This is a genomic window from Brucella tritici (genome assembly GCF_902825325.1).
Lineage (GTDB): Bacteria > Pseudomonadota > Alphaproteobacteria > Rhizobiales > Rhizobiaceae > Brucella.
In genome coordinates this window covers 409891-426041 of sequence record NZ_CADEAR010000001.1, presented here as the reverse complement: position 1 = coordinate 426041, position 16151 = coordinate 409891, and the positions used below count along the sequence as shown (strand labels likewise).

Below are 16151 nucleotides of genomic sequence, written 5' to 3'. Positions count from 1 at the left end.
GACCAGAGGATGGTTATGCCGTTTTATCTGCATCGTGAATCGTTTACTGGAAGGAAGAGAAAAGGCAGGTGAAACCAGTCAGAAGAGAGCACATAACTACTGCAATTCCGACAGTATCGCAGTATTTTGTGTGGTCGCCTCTGGAAAGAAGGCCGGTTCCTTTCTATCATTATATTCCGATTATCTGATCCCGAGGGGCAGTTTTGTACTTTGAAATAATTACGGTCGTGCTGTTGACGATCCTCAATGGCGTTCTCGCCATGTCGGAACTCGCAGTGGTTTCCTCCCGCCCGGCACGACTGAGGGTAATGGCCGACAAGGGCAGCCGCGGCGCCCGCATGGCCATCGAGCTTGCAGATAATCCCGGTCGTTTCCTGTCCACCGTCCAGATTGGCATCACCCTTGTCGGCATCCTGTCAGGTGCGTTTTCGGGCGCAACACTGGGTGCGCGTCTGTCGGGCTGGCTTCTGGGACAAGGTTTATCGCCAGCTCTTGCCGATGCGCTTGGCGTCGGTTCCGTTGTCGTGCTCATCACCTATCTGTCGCTGATCGTCGGCGAACTGGTGCCGAAGCAGATCGCGCTGCGTGAACCGGAAGCGGTTGCAAGCCGTGTCGCGCCGACGATGACGCTCTTGTCCAGGCTGGCGGCACCTCTGGTCTGGCTTCTCGATACATCGGGCTGTCTGGTGCTGAAACTGCTCGGTCAGTCGGGCAAGTCGAGCGACGGCGTGACCGATGAAGAAATCAAGTCCGTCCTCGCTGAAGCGCATAGTGCAGGCGTGATCGAGACGGAGGAATCCCGCATGATTGCAGGCGTTATGCGCCTGGCCGACCGGACGGCGCGCGGGTTGATGACGCCGCGCATGGATGTCGATATGGTCGATATAGACGACAGCTTCGACGAAATCCGCGAGCAGCTACAAAATACAAGCCGGTCGCGGCTTCCGGTGCGCGGCGAGGATTCCGACGAAGTGATCGGCGTTCTGCAAGTCCGCGACTTCTTCAATCAGCTCTCCTCCAAAGGTAGCGTCAATCTGCGCGAGATTATCCGGGACGTTCCGGTCGTTTCGGATTTTTCCGATGCGCTGGACGTGGTGGAAGCTATCCGTGGCACGCCGACCCATATGGTGCTCGTCTACGACGAATATGGCCATTTCGAAGGTGTGATCACTGCGGGCGATGTGATGGAAGCGATCATCGGCGCCATGCAGGAGGATCATGTCGAGGAGAAGGCGATTGTACGCCGGGCGGATGGCTCTTACCTGGTCTCGGGCTGGATGCCGATTGACGAGTTCTCCGAGTTTCTGCGGTTCCCGATTGACGACGACGCGGAATACAACACCGTCGCCGGGCTGGCGCTGGAGGAAATGAAGCATCTGCCGGATGTAGGCGAAACCTTCGTCAAGCACGGATGGGTGTTCGAAATTGTCGATCTCGACGGGCGCCGCATCGACAAGCTGCTGCTGACGGCGGAAGAGCAGCCGACCGAGTAGTTTGCGGATAGTCCATCCATAACTATTGTTGAGCGCGTGTCTCCGGCGGCATGTCGATGGTATGCCTTATCCGCCGAAGTAATCGTCTTGATTGAACTGCCGTACCATTGGCATTTTAGATTGCATGCATGTTATACTTGTCAGTTGGGGGCAGGTTTGCTGTCATTCCTTTTCGATCGGGAACAGGGGGGCGTCCTGATCGGGAAAAGCTGAACATGCTCTGGCCAGTGGTGGCGTTTAAATGGGGTCGAGAACTGCATATTGGCTTCAACTGGTCAGGTCTGCCTATGGCAGGCAGGAAAGTCCGATAGCCGACAAGATACTTACGGACCAGCTCAGGGAGATTTGCGACGGTGCGCGCTTCTCGATGCCCATCAGCACGATTTTGTCCGCGCTCATTTTGCTTGTCCAGATTGCTGCGGGGCATTTCTGGATGCCCATTATCTGGTTCGCGCTGGTCAATATCATCAATACCCTGCGCTTCATCGATGCCATAGCCTATTATAGGAGCCCGGCTGCGCCAGTTGAGAATATCGCGGTTCTGCAGCGCCAGCTTACCCGGTTTCAACTGCTTGGTGCCATGGCCGGTTTCGTCTGGGCCGGTGTCGCAATTCTTTCCCATGGGTTTTCTGATCCGCAGTCATCAGTGTATCTGGTCATTCTGGCCGGTATCTGCGCGGGCGCAGTTACCTATGGTTCATCCTATGCGTCCGTTGCCATCAATTTCATAACGCCGCCGCTCGTTGTGACTGTGGTGTGCTTGGCTCTGCAGGCCGACCTGCAATATGGCGTGATTGCTGTCGCCGTCGTTCTGTTCTGGTGCGGGCTTACGCGCGGCGCGCTGCTCGGGCAGCGCAGGTTCATAGAAACGAGCAGACTGAAGCACGAAGCCAAACAGACAGCTGACGAAATGGCGCTCAAGTCGCAGGAAGACCCGTTGACCGGGCTCTTCAACCGGCGTGGTTTGGAAACATCCATCCGTTTGTTTCCGGTGAAGGACGGTCCGTTCATTGTCATGCTGATCGATCTCGACGGGTTCAAATCCGTCAACGATACCTACGGCCACAAAATGGGTGACGATCTCCTGGTCGCCATTGCGCAACGCATCCGCCAGGTTTCACCGGAACGATCCGTTCTGGCGCGCATTGGCGGCGATGAATTCGTGCTTCTTTATCCAGAACCGACGGCGAAGATAGAGGCGGGACTGGTGGCCGCGCGCATTATCGGCAGTTTGACGGCGCATTATCAGGGCATTTTGTCGGTCGAGATTGGTGCCTGTGTCGGTATCTGCCGACTTGAACGTCTCGATCCCGTGGACATGCTGCTGCAGGCTGATTTCGCCCTTTATGCCGCCAAAAAGCGTGGCCGCAATGAATATTACTTTTTCGAGAAACGCCTTCAGCATGAGTGGGAGCGCAAGCAGAGCATCGAGCGTGATCTGCGCATCGCAATCGAAACCGGGCAGATCCAAACCTACTTCCAGCCGGTGGTCGAGCTTTCCAGCGGGCGGATGATCGGGTTTGAAGCGCTGCTTCGCTGGGATCATTCGCAGCATGGCACAATCGCTCCGCCGGAAATCATAGACGTTGCCTGCGAAGTGGGAGTGGTTCGCCAGCTCACACATAATGTGTTTTTCAATTGCTGCGAGATGATCGACAAGCTCACCGAAGGTGGACGCAGCGATCTGACGGTCGCCATGAATCTCTCGCCTCGCGAACTGGCGGGAGGGCGCATCCCGCATGAAATCCTGTCCCAGATGGAAAAACGCGATCTGCCGATATCCATGCTGGAGATCGAAATTACGGAGGAGGCACCGTTCGATCAGCGTGGGATGAATGACAGTCTGGGCGCGTTGTCGGATGCCGGGATTTCTATCGCGCTTGACGATTTCGGCACCGGTTTCGCCACTTTTGCTTCTTTGAAGAAAGGCCTCGTCACCAAGATCAAGATCGACAAGGTTTTTGTGCGTGGTATCGCCGAATCCGAGGGCGACCAGCATATCGTGCGGGCCATGGTCGAGCTTGGCGATGCTCTTGGCATCAAGGTTACTGCCGAGGGGATCGAGACGGAGGAAGACCGCGATATGCTGTGTAAACTCGGCTGCAACAGCGGGCAGGGCTTCCTGTTTGCGCCCGCTCTGCCGATGAGTATGGCACTGGATGCTCTTGCGCGATCAAGTGCCGGCTCACGGCTCGATCAGGCTGTCCGGTAGCTTGGGCGGGTAATCCATCTCGATTTCGTCGGGACCGTAAATGGGGGTCTTGAGGTTGGGGCCAGTCACAACGGGGCGGATCTTGTATTTCCCGACCGCCAGTCCTTCGGGGAAGAATGACGAATAGGCGTCTTCATCGTTGACCGGGTGATAAATCACATACTGTCCGCCTCGCTTTTGCACGGGGTTGTCGTCGAGCGTTTCGCTCATTCCCGGTTCAAGCGTCTTGTTGAAGAGGTCATAGAGCTTGTGTGTGGTCTGCCGGCCGTCCACAGATGTGAAAATCAGGTGCAATTCACCGTAGTTGAGTTCAATGGCTTCGCGACTTTCATTGGCCAACGTCAGTGTGAACAGGTGTTTGTAGTAATCCTGATCCTTGTCGACACCGCTGTAATCCGCGAGGCCGAGCTGCAAGGATTGCGGCTTTTGTCCGTTTTCGACCTGCCATATCGCAAGATCATAGGCTTCTTTCAGGGATATCCAGCCCTCCAGCGGTCCGGCTTTGCCCTGATAGGCGATCTTCATCCAGTCATCACCGGCATAGGCAAGCTTGCGCACCTTGTCGTCCTTGCCCAGATAGACGTTTGTGGCGCTTTGCTGGTCAGGATTGCTGTATAGGGTCAGCTTTTCAATAGGAACTTCCCAGCCTTGTTCCGTTTCATCCGGGGCTATGGGGGTTTCGAGAATGCTGTTTCCCCGCGGGTCATAGATCACCATGCGCATGGGTTTTATCAGGTAGGGCCAGCCGGACATCTGCTCTTCCGGGCGCGACTGTTCCACAAGCCGCGCCGGCTGGTCGTGATCGATCGACAGGATGTCTACCCGGCTATAATGCCCGTCCAGACTGCAACTGCTTTTGATGAGCTTTCGCTCCGGGATGCGCTCGACATTCCATAGCTCGCCGCAGTTCAGTTTCCCGCTAAGTTCGTCCTCGATTATCAGGAGAGAAAAGGCTTTGACCTTCGGATTGTAGAGATAAACGGCAACGCCGACATCAAGGCTTCCCGCTTCACGGGCACTTAAGGCGAAATCGCTGTATCCATCGAAATTATAATCGGCGATTTCGAAGCCAACCGGTCCGTCCAACCCGGTGAGCCAGTCGGAATCCAGCAAAACGAGATTCGATCCATCGGGCTGGATCAGAACATAACCCTCTTTGTGTCTCTCGATATGCGCGCTCACGCCGGGTTCTGGCAGGAGGCGAGGCAGATTTTCTTCCGCATGCGCAAGATTCATCTGGCTCAGGGATAGAAATGCCAGAGCAGTTCCGAGTACCGCAGGGTTGAAAAATCGTCTCATCGCCATCTGCTTGTTTGATGTGGTCAGCTTTGCTTACACGAGGCGTGGCCGAAACGGGAGTTGTTCTTTCCTGTCATCCAAAGCTTGGTCGCAAACCAGTTGAGATGTTATGGTCACCTCGACGAGGGGCCCCGGCGGAAGGTGATCAGTGGAGGAAACGTGATGACCGATAAAAAACCTGACGGTCCGGTGCTTTTGTCGGGCGGCAATCCCCAGATTGCAAAAGGTGAAGGGGATACGCCGGTTCAGGCCTATATTGCCGCCATGCCGGGATGGAAAAGCGAAGCAGGTCGCCGCCTCGATGCTCTTGTCGTGCGAACCGTTCCCGATGTGCACAAGGCGGTCAAATGGAATTCGCCCTTCTATGGCATGAAGGGAGAGGGCTGGTTCCTCAGCTATCATTGTTTCGACAAATATATAAAAGTGGCGTTCTTTCGCGGCGCAAAGCTGAAGCCGATGCCGCCGGTCGAATCCAAGAGCCAGGATACGCGCTACTTCCATATTCACGAGCAGGACGATGTGGATGAAGCGCAGCTCGCAGACTGGATCAGGCAAGCAAGCCAGCTGCCGGGCGAGAAAATGTAGGTTAGAGCGCAGATCGAAACGTGCTCTGGGAGGAGGGATTTCATGGCAGACGATAATGAGGCTTCAAAGCTGATTGATGGGCGGATTGCCGAACTCGGCGACTGGCGCGGCGAGACACTTGCCAGAATGCGTGCGCTGATAAAGAAGGCCGATCCGGCCGTGATCGAGGAATGGAAATGGCGCGGCGTTCCGGTTTGGTCGCATGACGGCATCATCTGCACCGGCGAGACCTACAAGAAGGTCGTGAAGCTGACCTTTGCCAATGGCGCAGCGCTGGATGATCCGGCGCGCATCTTTAATTCCAGTCTTGAAGGCAATACGCGCCGCGCGCTGGATATAAGTGAGGGTGAAGAGGTCAACGAGGATGCCTTCATCGCGCTCGTTCATGCCGCCATAGCGCATAACGAAGCGAAGCAGACGCGGAAAAAAGCCAAACGCGGCTGACAATGCATCAGGAAATTGCGGGCATTTCTATGAAATCCGTCGATCTTCGTCGGATTGTTTCGTGCGTCAAAACATATATCCAGGTTTATGTTTATCGTCAGTGGTTTTTCTTTGTTGGTAATATTTATTTTAGCAAATCCTAATCAATGGAAGAATAATTTCTGTTTAATAAATTGTAATACTGCATCATTATCGTGACGATCAGAAAATTAGTTGTCGTTTGAACGATGATCTTTTCGCTGCGGCGGTAAAGAAGGATATTCGGATGTGTATAGCCTGTAATCCTGGTATGGTGGCGTTCCTGCGGTCTACAGCCTCCAGGCGTGATTTTCTCAAATATCTCGGCGCTGCCGCCGCGACTTCGGCCTTTGCCTGTTCGTCGCCGGGTATGGCCTTTGCGCAGCAGGCTGCAGCACCCGCAGTTGATATCATCTTCAAGGGCGGGACGATCCTGACCATGAACGACAAGGCACCGCGTGCCGAAGCGATTGCCACTCGGGGTAACAAGATATTGGCGGTCGGCAAGCTGGATGATGTTCAGTCGGCCGTCAGTTCCGGCGCGCAGGTGGTGGATCTTCAGGGCCGGACCCTGATGCCGGGCTTGATCGATCCGCATATGCATTTCGTGTTCACGGCCTTCGAGGACTGGATCGATGTCAGCCCGATCACGACACCGGATTACGCGACCGTCTGGTCGAAGTTGCAGAAAGACGTGGCGGATGCCAAGCCGGGTGAATGGGTGCGCGCGCAGCAGTTCGATGCCAGCATCACCCGCGATGCCAAAATCCCGACCATTGCCGAACTGGATGCGCTTGCGCCCAACAATCCGTTCTTCATGCAGGAAAGCAACGGCCATATTGCCTATGCCAACAGTGCGGCCTTCAAGGCCGCTGGCATCACCCGCGAGACACCTGATCCATCCGGCGCGCGCTTTGTGAAGGATGCGAATGGCAACCTGACCGGGCGTCTGGAGGAAATGGCGGCGCAGCAGGAATTCCTTGGCGCCATGCCGTCTCCGACGGCGGCGGATATGATGGGGCGCGTCCAGCGTTTTCTGGATCACGCAAGTTCTGTCGGCTGTACCATGCTGCACGATTGCGGCATCGGCATCATGGCTGGTGCGCAGGACCTGAAAATCCTCGATGCGGTTCTGGGCGAAGGCAAGGCCCCGGTGCGTTATCGCGGCATGCTTGTGTCAACGATCATGGATGAATGGGAGAAGGAAGGAATCAAGCCCGGTCGCGGTAACGACCTTTTCCGCGTCGACGGCATCAAGGCATGGGCAGACGGGTCCAATCAGGCGCAGACTGGCTATCAGCGCGAGAATTATCTGGGCACCGATGCGCGTGGCGCGTTGAACTACAGCCTTGAGCAGGTAACCGATGTCATCCGCCGGGCGCATGAAGGCGGCTGGCAGGTTGGCGTCCACGCCAATGGCGATGCGGCAATCGATATGGTTCTGGATGCCTACGAGGCCGTGCTCGGAAAGACCTCGAACAGCGATCTGCGTCATCGCATCGAGCATTGCAGCGTTTTCCATCCGGAACAAATGGTGCGCATGAAGGATATGGGCGTTTCGCCGTCTTTCCTGATCGGCCATGTGCGCTGGTGGGGCAAGGCATTCCGCGACCGTCTTCTGGGACCGGAGCGTGCGCGCTTCTATGATCCATGTGCGTCGGCGCTGGCGGCGGGTCTCAAGATCTCCCTCCATTCCGACTGGAACGTGACGCCGATCGAGCCGCTGCGTTATGTCGAGGATGCCGTCACCCGCGTAATGAATGAAGGTGGCGACGTGTTCTTCCCCGAAGAGCGCATTCCGGTGGATGCAGCGCTGCGCGCCGTCACCATTGATGCGGCCTGGCAGTGCCACATGGAAGACCAGATCGGCTCGCTGGAAACCGGAAAGTTCGCTGACTTCGCCATTCTGGAAGAAGATCCGACCACGCCGGATGTGAAGATCGGCAAGATCAAGGTCAGCGAAACGTGGATGGATGGCACCAAACGTTATTCGGCCTGACCGGAAAATCCGGCGACGGTTTTCATGCCGTCGCCGGGTTGGTTTGGTCATAGAATATCGGCGGCGCGGTGATCTTTATCGACGCCGTCGATCAGAAACACCTCTCCTTCCGATCCTTGCCTGCGGCATTCGATAATCGCCTGATAGGCGGGCGAGGCATACCAGTTGCGCGCCGTCGTGAGATCTGGAAAAGCGATGACGATCAGATCGTTCGGCGATAGGCCTTCCAGTTCATCCTTCGGTCCACCGTGAATGATGAAGTGTCCGTCGAAGGGCGCCAGAGTTCCATCGATGGCTTTCAGATAATCGACAATTCCTTGATTGACCCTGACATTGCGAAGCTGTGCGATTGCATAAGCGGTCATTTGGCATCTCCGTTCGATCAGAATGCAGCTTGAAGCGTACGGGAGGCGCGAACCTCGAACCCGGTAAGCGCTGTCACTGCCGCCGCCTGACCAACGAGAAAGATCCAGCCTAACAGATTGGGGATAATCATCCCCGCAACAGGCAGGAAAAGGCTGGCTGCTACCCATGCGCCATTGCCGAGAATGATGAAGTTCACCGCCCATGCCGGTGGACTTGCGCTCTGCGATACCCAGGCCATGAAGGCCGCTGTCGGCAGCAGCAGTACGCCTGCCCAGTAAAGCAACGACGCTGGAATTCCAGTCAGTTCGCCCATCGGTGCTGAGGCTGCGACAAGGGCGACACCCATCGCGGCGCAGGTGATGGCGTCGATGGCGACAAGTGGCTTGAGAGCAAATACGGTTTGTGCGGTTTTCATCCTATCGACCTTTCATTTTGGCGTCCCGTTCTTCGGGCTGGCTGCATATTTGCGCTGTTGCGTTATGGGGTCGATTACGTGAGAGGTAATTGTTGCTATGAATTTTGCGGCGCATTCCAGAATGCATCTGCCAGCCGTGACGCGCAGAAAAAATTGTCGGAGGGATCGGACTGCTTATGACCGAAACACAACAGACAGTCGGGTCGCTTCTCAGGGAATGGCGGCAGCTTCGCCGTTTCAGCCAGCTCTCCTTGGCGATGGAGGCCGAGATTTCGCAGCGTCATCTGAGTTTTCTGGAATCCGGGCGTTCGGCGCCAAGCCGCGACATGGTTCTGCGTCTGGTCGAGCATCTGAACGTACCGCTGCGGGAGCGCAACCGGATGCTGGTCGCCGCCGGATATGCCCCGGTTCATGGCGAGCGAGGGTTGGAAGCGCCGGAATTTGCCGCTGCGCGAAGCGTGATCGAAGCCCTGCTGCACGGACACAACCCGCATCCCGCCCTTGCTATCGACAGGCATTGGACCCTGCTTTTGGCGAACAAGGCGGTAGGTGTTCTGACCGAGGGCGTGGCAGACCATCTTCTGCAGGGGGAGGTGAATGCACTTCGCCTCAGCCTGCACCCGGAAGGGCTGGCGCCGCGCATCCTGAATTTCCGGCAATGGCGCAGCCATATTCTTGCGCGCCTTGCCCGCGATGCGGACAACTCCGCCGATCCGCGGCTGGCAGCACTTCTCGATGAGTTGAAATCTTATCCGGTCCCTCCGCGCGCGGCCTCTTCGGGCGGGGGAACTGTCACCGATAATCCGGTCGCCATTCCGCTCAGGATTGATAGCCGCGAAGGCCCGCTGGAGTTTTTGAGCGCGACGACGGTATTCGGCACCGCCGTCGATATCACGCTGTCGGAAGTGGTGATCGAAACCTTCTTCCCTGCCAATGAGGAAACGGCTGCCGCCATGCGGCGGCTCACCGTCGAGTCATAGTTTAAACTGCGCGGGTCAGGCCGCCATCCACGCGCAGGTTCTGGCCCGTGATATAGGCGGCGCCATCCGATGCGAGGAAGGCGATCGTCGCGGCAATTTCCTCGCTCGTGCCATAGCGCTGCATCGGAACACTTGCCCGGCGCTCTTCCACCTTCGGCAGGCTGTCGATCCAGCCCGGAAGAACATTGTTCATGCGGATATTATCGGCTGCATAGGTGTCGGCGAAAATCTTGGTGAAAGAGGCTAGCCCTGCGCGGAACACCGCCGAAGTCGGGAACATGGCGCTCGGCTCGAATGCCCATGCGGTCGAGATATTGATAATGACGCCCGACTTCTGCTTCTGCATCGTCGGCACAACGAGACGGGACGGGCGAACCGCATTCAGGAAATAGGTATCCATCCCCTTGTGCCAGTCTTCATCGGTGATTTCGAGAATCGGCGCGCGCGGGCCGTGGCCTGCGCTGTTCACCAGCACGTCGATACGGCCCCATTTTGCCAGAACCGCGTCCACAAGGCGCTTCAGATCGTCATTCGACTGGTTCGAACCGGTGATGCCGATGCCGCCCAGTTCCTCGGCCAGTGCTTCGCCCTTGCCGGAGGATGAGAGGATTGCAACCTTGAAACCGTCCTGCGCCAGTCTGCGCGCGGCGGCGGCGCCCATGCCGCTTCCGCCGGCCGTTACAATCGCTACTTTTTCTATTGTCATGATGCGTTCCTTTTTTCAGAGTGTTGCGCCAGGCGGCAACTATCGACGGCCATTTTTTGACGTTATAGCGGAAATCCACTATCCTTACGAACGAGAATGCGTAACACCAATCAGTAGAAAATCTATCGAGTTCGATTTATGAAAAGACTTCCCTCGCTCAACGGTCTGCGTGTGTTTGAAGTCGTCACGCGGCATTTGAATTTCCGGCTGGCGGCGGAAGAACTTGGCGTGACGCAGGCGGCGGTGGCCCAACAGATACGCGGGCTTGAAGCAGAGCTTGGACTGAAACTCTTCGAACGCCAACCCCGTACGCTGGTCATGACCGAACCGGCCCGTGCATATATTGCCAATGTGCGGCGCGCGTTCGACCTGCTTTCGGAGGCGACCGAAATGCTGCGGCCTGAACCGCAGCATCTGACGATCAGCGTGACGCCAACCTTCGCATCGAAATGGCTGATCCCGCGATTGGCGGAGTTCACGCGTGCACATCCTGATATAGAATTGCGCATTGTCGCCAGCGACAAGGTCGCAAATTTCCAGACCGATGCCGTCGATCTGGCGGTGCGTTACGGCGAGCCGCCTTTCGGTCCGGGGCTGAATGCGGAGCTGCTTTTCGAGCATGTGATCGTCGCCGTTGCAAGCCCGGTGCTGGTCGAAAGGCTTGGCGATCCGGTGATGCCGGAAAATCTGGAGCACTATCCGCTGCTGCACGATGGGCATAATTTCTGGCCGCGCTATCTGGAAAAGGCTTTTCCGGGCGGCGTGTCGACTTCGCCAAAGAATATTCGCTTCAACCAGACGTCACTTGCCATCGACGCGGCGATTGCCGGGCAGGGGCTGGCACTGGCAAGCCGTTTCTTCGTGGAGAAGGAAGTTGCCGCAGGCAGCCTCGTTCAGCCGCTGGCCACAGAGTTGCGGGTGGGCGCAGATTTCTATGCGGTTTCCCTTCGAAAGCCGCGCCATCCGGAATCGGTCGATGCCGTCAAAGCCTGGTTAAAAAGCGCGTCCCTAAAAGTGTGAAACGGTTTTCGGACAAGATGCGCGTAAATGTGAAAAGGCGCATCAGGTTGACGGCTCAAGGACTTTCATCTGAGTCTTTTGACTGCGGGTTGGTATGGTGATGCAGATAAGGCAGATGACGACCAGAAGAACACCAAACCAGCCGAGGGCGGAAAGGCGCTCGCCGACAATCACCACCGCGAAAAACGCGGCGACAACCGGTTCGAACAGCGTGATCGTCGTCGCCACGCTTGTTTCAACACGGCTCAACCCGTAGCCGAAACAGACATAGCCGAGGAACATTGGCACGAAGGCCATGTATAGACCCACAGCCGCATTGTTCCATGAGGCGAGAAACGGCCCACCGGTTGCGATCAGAACCGGCATCAGCAGAAGACCGCCTATGCCGAACGTCGCGCCCATTGCAGTTGTCGATGATATGCCGCCCTGCATGAGCTGGCGCGCGCATGAGGAATAAAGCGCATAAGTGAAGCCTGCCACCAACCCGACCAGTGCGCCCATGAGCGTGGAGCCTTCTGCAGACGCAGCATGGCCGCCGCCGTCCTCCGACATGCTGAGCAGGACCATGCCGACAATGCCGACCGTGGCACCTGCCAGCCAGCGCAAAGAAGGGCGAAAGCCGCTTTGCCGATACTCGATGCATGCTGACAGAAGCGGGGCGGAACCGAGCGAAATGACCGTTCCGATGGTTACGCCAGCCATCCGCATGGACCCACAGAAGGCAAGGGGATAAATCGCGACGCAGACCGCGCCCAGTATGAGGATGCGCCATCGATCGGCAAGTGCCTTTCGCGAGGCAATCAGCCCGCGCCAGGCGATTGCGGCTTGCGCCAGTCCGCCAAGGCCCATGGCCGCAGCGCCGATCGCAGCCGCGCCGACCTCGGGCGCGAAGGTTGCGGCGGTGCCGGTCGTGCCCCAGATGGTGGAAGCGACGATGATGGCCGTCACTCCCAGAAGATAGCTTTTCGATGATTGCATTTTATACTGGTTTCAAAATGGTCGCGACCATCGCCTTGGCTTCGCCAAGACGCGCACTGTTGCCTTCAAGGCCAGCCCGCATGATCGCTCCTTCGAGAATGAAGGAGAGCTGCACGGCCAGTTGGCTGACCCGAGGCGGATCGTCGGGGATCAGGCCGGTGAGATGTGTCACAAGCAGGCCTTCGACCTCTTCCTTGTGTTTTCTCACCGCCTCGCGGCCCGGATCGCCAGCGGGCAGCTCTGCTGCCGCATTCAGCAGGCCGCAACCGCGAAATCCATGTTCATAGGCAAACTCCGCGTGGTCGCGATAAGCGTCGAAGACCGCCAGTATCCCGTTCATCGGGGTGGATGCCTTTTCCATGCGCTTTTCATAGAGGCCCAGCCATTCGGCATGACGATGCTCCAGATAGGTGGCCACCAGTTCCGCCTTGGATGCGAAGTTGTTGTAGAGGCTCTGCTTTGCCACGCCCGCACGCTGGATGATCGCGTCGATCCCGGTCGCCGAAATGCCTTCGTCGTAAAACAGTTCCGCCGCCGCTGCTAAAAGCCGCTCGCGTGCCGGTCTTGAACTTGGAGCCGCGGGATCGCTCATCACATTTGTTCCATCTATTAGGTAGACCAGTCTACCTAATGAAAAGGCGGAGTCAATCATCATTCTCGTGCGCCGACGGTTTTAACCCCTTGTCCCTAGGGAGAGATTCACGTATCCGCTTAATTAGGCAGATGGAACGGGAGGTCGTCCGGTGCCGCAGAGAATTTCCCCCCTTGCGCCTTTCCAATACAAAACATTTCGGGCGCTCTGGTCAGCTACATTGGTTTCCAACCTTGGCGGTCTGGTGCAGACGGTCGGTGCTGGCTGGATGATGGCAACCATCGCCCATTCGGACGATATGGTTGCACTTGTGCAGGCTTCGACAACCCTGCCTGTGATGATCTTTTCAGTTGCTGCAGGCGCATTGGCCGATAATTTCGACCGCCGCCGCATCATGCTGACCGCGCAGGTTTTGCTCCTGATCATTTCGGTCGCGCTGGCGGCTTTTGCCTATCTTGGCATTCTCACGCCGTGGATGCTGCTCAGCTTCACCTTCCTGATCGGTTGCGGCGGGGCGTTGCACAATCCGTCCTGGCAGGCTTCGATGGGGGATATCGTTCCCCGCACCGATCTGCCCGCAGCCGTGGCGCTCAACAGCATGAGCTTTAATCTCATGCGCAGCATCGGTCCTGCCATCGGCGGTATCATCGTTGCGGCGGCGGGTGCTGCTTTTGCCTTCATTTTCAATGCGTTCAGCTATTGCGCGCTCATTCTGGCGCTGTGGCGGTGGAAGCCGGAAACGGTCAAATCCACCCTGCCGCGTGAAACGCTGGGACCGGCCATGGTGGCGGGGCTGCGTTATGTCGCCATGTCGCCGAACCTCCTGAAAGTGATGTTCCGGGGCTTTCTGTTCGGCCTGTCCGCGATTGTCATTCTGGCGCTTTTGCCGCTCGTCGCGCGCGATCTCGTCCACGGAACAGCGCTTATCTACGGTATCATGCTGGGTTTCTTCGGACTTGGCGCTATTGGCGGCGCGTTGCTCAGCGCGCGGCTTCGTGAGCTTCTCGGCAATGAGTGGCTGGTGCGTGGTGCTTTTGTCGCCTTTGCAATCAGCTGCGCCTTGCTGTCGATCAGCCGGAACATGTGGCTGAGCTGTATTTTCCTGCTGCCTGCCGGTGTTTCCTGGGTTCTTGCGCTGTCGCTGTTCAACGTCACCGTGCAGCTTTCCACGCCGCGCTGGGTGGTGGGGCGTGCTCTGGCACTTTATCAGACCGCAACCTTTGGCGGGATGGCGGCGGGTAGCTGGCTTTGGGGTGCGGTCGCTGACGAATATGGCGTGCCGGGCGCGCTTCTGGCCGCCGCGGTCGTATTGATGTTCGGAGCGCTGATTGGTCTCCTCCTTCCGCAGCCCGAGTTTGAATCCCTCAATCTTGATCCGCTCAACCGTTTCAGCGAGCCGCAGCTTCGGCTGGATCTGCGTTCGCGTAGTGGTCCGATCATGATCATGGTCGATTACAAGATCGCACAGGAAGATGTTCCGTCGTTCCTTTCCGCCATGGCCTTGCGCCGCCGTATGCGTATCCGCGACGGTGCCCGGCAATGGGTGCTGCTGCGCGATCTGGAGAACCCGGAAACCTGGACGGAAAGTTATCATGTGCCGACCTGGGTTGAGTATGTCCGTCACAACCAGCGCCGGACTCAGGCCGACGCCGAAGTGTCGGAACGGCTGCTTGCCTTGCACAAGGGAGACAAGCCGCCGCTCGTCCATCGCATGATCGAAAGACAGACTGTTCCGGTGCATGACGACACGCCGCTCAAAGCACATCTCGACCTGCATTGAGCAGCTGATTTTAAATTAAGGCAAAACCAGGATTTGATCCTGTTCGACGCTTAAATGGCATTTATGTGAGAAAAACTTTCGCATTTCACACGGAATTTTGTGGCGACGGACGGACAAAAATAAGGTGAAATAAAGGCTAGAAGCCCAGGCGCTCGCGTAGTGCCTTTCGATAGGACCGTGAGACAGGCCATGACTGATCGATGCCGCGCATCCTGACCAGCCATTTGTCGAGCATACTTCTGTCTATGTCCGAGACGTGCAGGACGTTTATGAATGTGGTGCGGTGAATACGAAAAAAGACGCTTGCCGGAAGAATGCCTGCCCATATGCCAAGCGGTCGGGAATCGAGAACCATGGAACCGTCGCTGAGCCAGATTTCGCTGTAATTGCCTGCCGAACGGACCCCAATGATTTCCTCCGGGGAAATCCCGCGCATTACCCCGCGTTTGCTGACGTAGATTAGCGATGTGGGGTCCGGCTCTTCATCTGAAACAGGCTCATTATCTGGTATGGAATATTTCGCCTGCGCGATCAGGCTGGCGCAGTGAAACATGGCTTTGATTTCCGCGCGTGACCAGCGTCTTGTGCCCTTGGTTGTATCGAAGCCGATAATTCCCCGCAGCCGGTCCTGGTAAAAGACCGGTATGCTCAGGATGCTCTGATTTCCCTGACGCAGGAACTCTGCCTGAATGGAGCGTGCGGTACGTGGCAAACCTCTGACATCGTGGACGGCAACGGCCTGTCCTTCGGTCAGATAACGGTGCAACCATGCAATCAATGTGGTGGGAGCTTCCTGAAGTTCGGAAATATAGGCCATGGTATCGCCGTTGCACCACTCATGGGTGTTTCGGAACCGCAAAAGATCGGGCGCATACTCGATCATCCAGGACCGGTCAGCTTGCGAAGCATTGCCGACGAAGGCAAGAAACTCGGAAATGGCGCTTTCTACGGGTTTCCGAAGCAGGTGCAGCGCGCAAACATAGGGCCAGTCGAGTGCGGGTGCTTCCGCGCACTCCTTCTCGGAATAAATCCGGTAGGCTCCAACAGCGCTGTCCAAGCCGCCTCCCAAAATGTTGCGTGATCGAAATCCGTCGTCTCGTAGTAGTCGGACAGTATATTGAATATAATCTATCGCTATTTGCAATAGAAATCATGCGCTTAATGCAACCGCTTTATCGGACGATTTGCCTATTCGTACAGGGGAATGATCCGGAATGGGGCGGTTCAAGGCGCATATATCGGCCCAAAGCCCCGGAAAGCCTCG

At 57.0% G+C, this 16151-nt stretch carries 15 protein-coding genes; 8 read left to right on the top strand and 7 right to left on the bottom strand.

All coding sequences use genetic code 11. The annotated features are described in order from the left end of the window. The first annotated feature begins 203 nt into the window (after nucleotides 1-203). Both HWX93_RS01880 and HWX93_RS01875 read left to right on the top strand, forming a co-directional pair. Nucleotides 204-1493, top strand: a complete 1290-nt coding sequence (locus HWX93_RS01880; RefSeq protein WP_176036291.1) for a hemolysin family protein — start codon at nucleotides 204-206, stop codon at nucleotides 1491-1493. A 241-nt stretch (nucleotides 1494-1734) separates the two neighbouring features. Beyond that, the gene (locus tag HWX93_RS01875) at nucleotides 1735-3705 is read left to right on the top strand and encodes a putative bifunctional diguanylate cyclase/phosphodiesterase (protein ID WP_176036290.1); all 1971 of its coding nucleotides are present in this window, start codon (nucleotides 1735-1737) and stop codon (nucleotides 3703-3705) included. Here HWX93_RS01875 and HWX93_RS01870 read toward each other — a convergent pair. After that, nucleotides 3679-5004 (bottom strand): hypothetical protein, encoded by a 1326-nt coding sequence (locus HWX93_RS01870; protein ID WP_235969045.1) that lies wholly within the window; start codon nucleotides 5002-5004, stop codon nucleotides 3679-3681. The two genes, HWX93_RS01875 and HWX93_RS01870, sit on opposite strands and share 27 nt — an antisense overlap. Nucleotides 5005-5166: 162 nt before the next feature. Here HWX93_RS01870 and HWX93_RS01865 point away from each other — a divergent pair, with 162 nt between their 5' ends. The 3 genes from HWX93_RS01865 (at nucleotide 5167) to HWX93_RS01855 (ending at nucleotide 8050) form a co-directional block, all read left to right on the top strand. Beyond that, on the top strand, nucleotides 5167-5589 hold the full coding sequence (locus HWX93_RS01865) for a DUF1801 domain-containing protein (RefSeq protein WP_176036288.1): 423 nt from the start codon (nucleotides 5167-5169) through the stop codon (nucleotides 5587-5589). Between the two features lie 42 nt (nucleotides 5590-5631). After that, nucleotides 5632-6033 (top strand): DUF1801 domain-containing protein, encoded by a 402-nt coding sequence (locus HWX93_RS01860; RefSeq protein ID WP_176036287.1) that lies wholly within the window; start codon nucleotides 5632-5634, stop codon nucleotides 6031-6033. A 265-nt stretch (nucleotides 6034-6298) separates the two neighbouring features. Beyond that, nucleotides 6299-8050: an amidohydrolase gene (locus HWX93_RS01855; RefSeq protein WP_176036286.1), complete on the top strand. Its 1752-nt coding sequence runs from the start codon at nucleotides 6299-6301 to the stop codon at nucleotides 8048-8050. Between the two features lie 47 nt (nucleotides 8051-8097). Here HWX93_RS01855 and HWX93_RS01850 read toward each other — a convergent pair whose 3' ends face one another. Beyond that, nucleotides 8098-8415, bottom strand: coding sequence for a DUF1330 domain-containing protein (locus tag HWX93_RS01850; protein ID WP_176036285.1), 318 nt, complete (start codon nucleotides 8413-8415; stop codon nucleotides 8098-8100). 17 nt (nucleotides 8416-8432) lie between these two features. Beyond that, complete coding sequence (locus HWX93_RS01845) at nucleotides 8433-8831, bottom strand: hypothetical protein (RefSeq protein ID WP_176036284.1); 399 nt, start codon at nucleotides 8829-8831, stop codon at nucleotides 8433-8435. A gap of 176 nt (nucleotides 8832-9007) precedes the next feature. Here HWX93_RS01845 and HWX93_RS01840 point away from each other — a divergent pair, with 176 nt between their 5' ends. Beyond that, nucleotides 9008-9811 (top strand): helix-turn-helix domain-containing protein, encoded by an 804-nt coding sequence (locus HWX93_RS01840; protein ID WP_176036283.1) that lies wholly within the window; start codon nucleotides 9008-9010, stop codon nucleotides 9809-9811. A 1-nt stretch (nucleotide 9812) separates the two neighbouring features. Here HWX93_RS01840 and HWX93_RS01835 read toward each other — a convergent pair whose 3' ends face one another. After that, nucleotides 9813-10517, bottom strand: a complete 705-nt coding sequence (locus HWX93_RS01835; RefSeq protein ID WP_109987453.1) for an SDR family oxidoreductase — start codon at nucleotides 10515-10517, stop codon at nucleotides 9813-9815. A 138-nt stretch (nucleotides 10518-10655) separates the two neighbouring features. Here HWX93_RS01835 and HWX93_RS01830 point away from each other — a divergent pair, with 138 nt between their 5' ends. Next, nucleotides 10656-11537: a LysR substrate-binding domain-containing protein gene (locus HWX93_RS01830; RefSeq protein WP_176036282.1), complete on the top strand. Its 882-nt coding sequence runs from the start codon at nucleotides 10656-10658 to the stop codon at nucleotides 11535-11537. 42 nt (nucleotides 11538-11579) lie between these two features. On the opposite strand, the gene HWX93_RS01825 is transcribed toward HWX93_RS01830, so the two are convergent. Both HWX93_RS01825 and HWX93_RS01820 read right to left on the bottom strand, forming a co-directional pair. Further along, nucleotides 11580-12515 carry a DMT family transporter gene (locus HWX93_RS01825; protein ID WP_176036281.1) on the bottom strand — a complete coding sequence of 312 codons (936 nt, stop codon included), beginning with the start codon at nucleotides 12513-12515 and terminating at the stop codon, nucleotides 11580-11582. Between the two features lies 1 nt (nucleotide 12516). After that, nucleotides 12517-13107 carry a TetR/AcrR family transcriptional regulator gene (locus tag HWX93_RS01820; RefSeq protein WP_176036280.1) on the bottom strand — a complete coding sequence of 197 codons (591 nt, stop codon included), beginning with the start codon at nucleotides 13105-13107 and terminating at the stop codon, nucleotides 12517-12519. A 151-nt stretch (nucleotides 13108-13258) separates the two neighbouring features. Here HWX93_RS01820 and HWX93_RS01815 point away from each other — a divergent pair, with 151 nt between their 5' ends. Next, nucleotides 13259-14887, top strand: coding sequence for an MFS transporter (locus tag HWX93_RS01815; protein WP_176036279.1), 1629 nt, complete (start codon nucleotides 13259-13261; stop codon nucleotides 14885-14887). A gap of 136 nt (nucleotides 14888-15023) precedes the next feature. On the opposite strand, the gene HWX93_RS01810 is transcribed toward HWX93_RS01815, so the two are convergent. Then, a complete protein-coding gene (locus HWX93_RS01810; protein ID WP_176036278.1) occupies nucleotides 15024-15944 on the bottom strand; it encodes a LytTR family transcriptional regulator DNA-binding domain-containing protein in 921 nt (306 codons plus the stop codon). Nucleotides 15945-16151 lie beyond the last annotated feature (207 nt).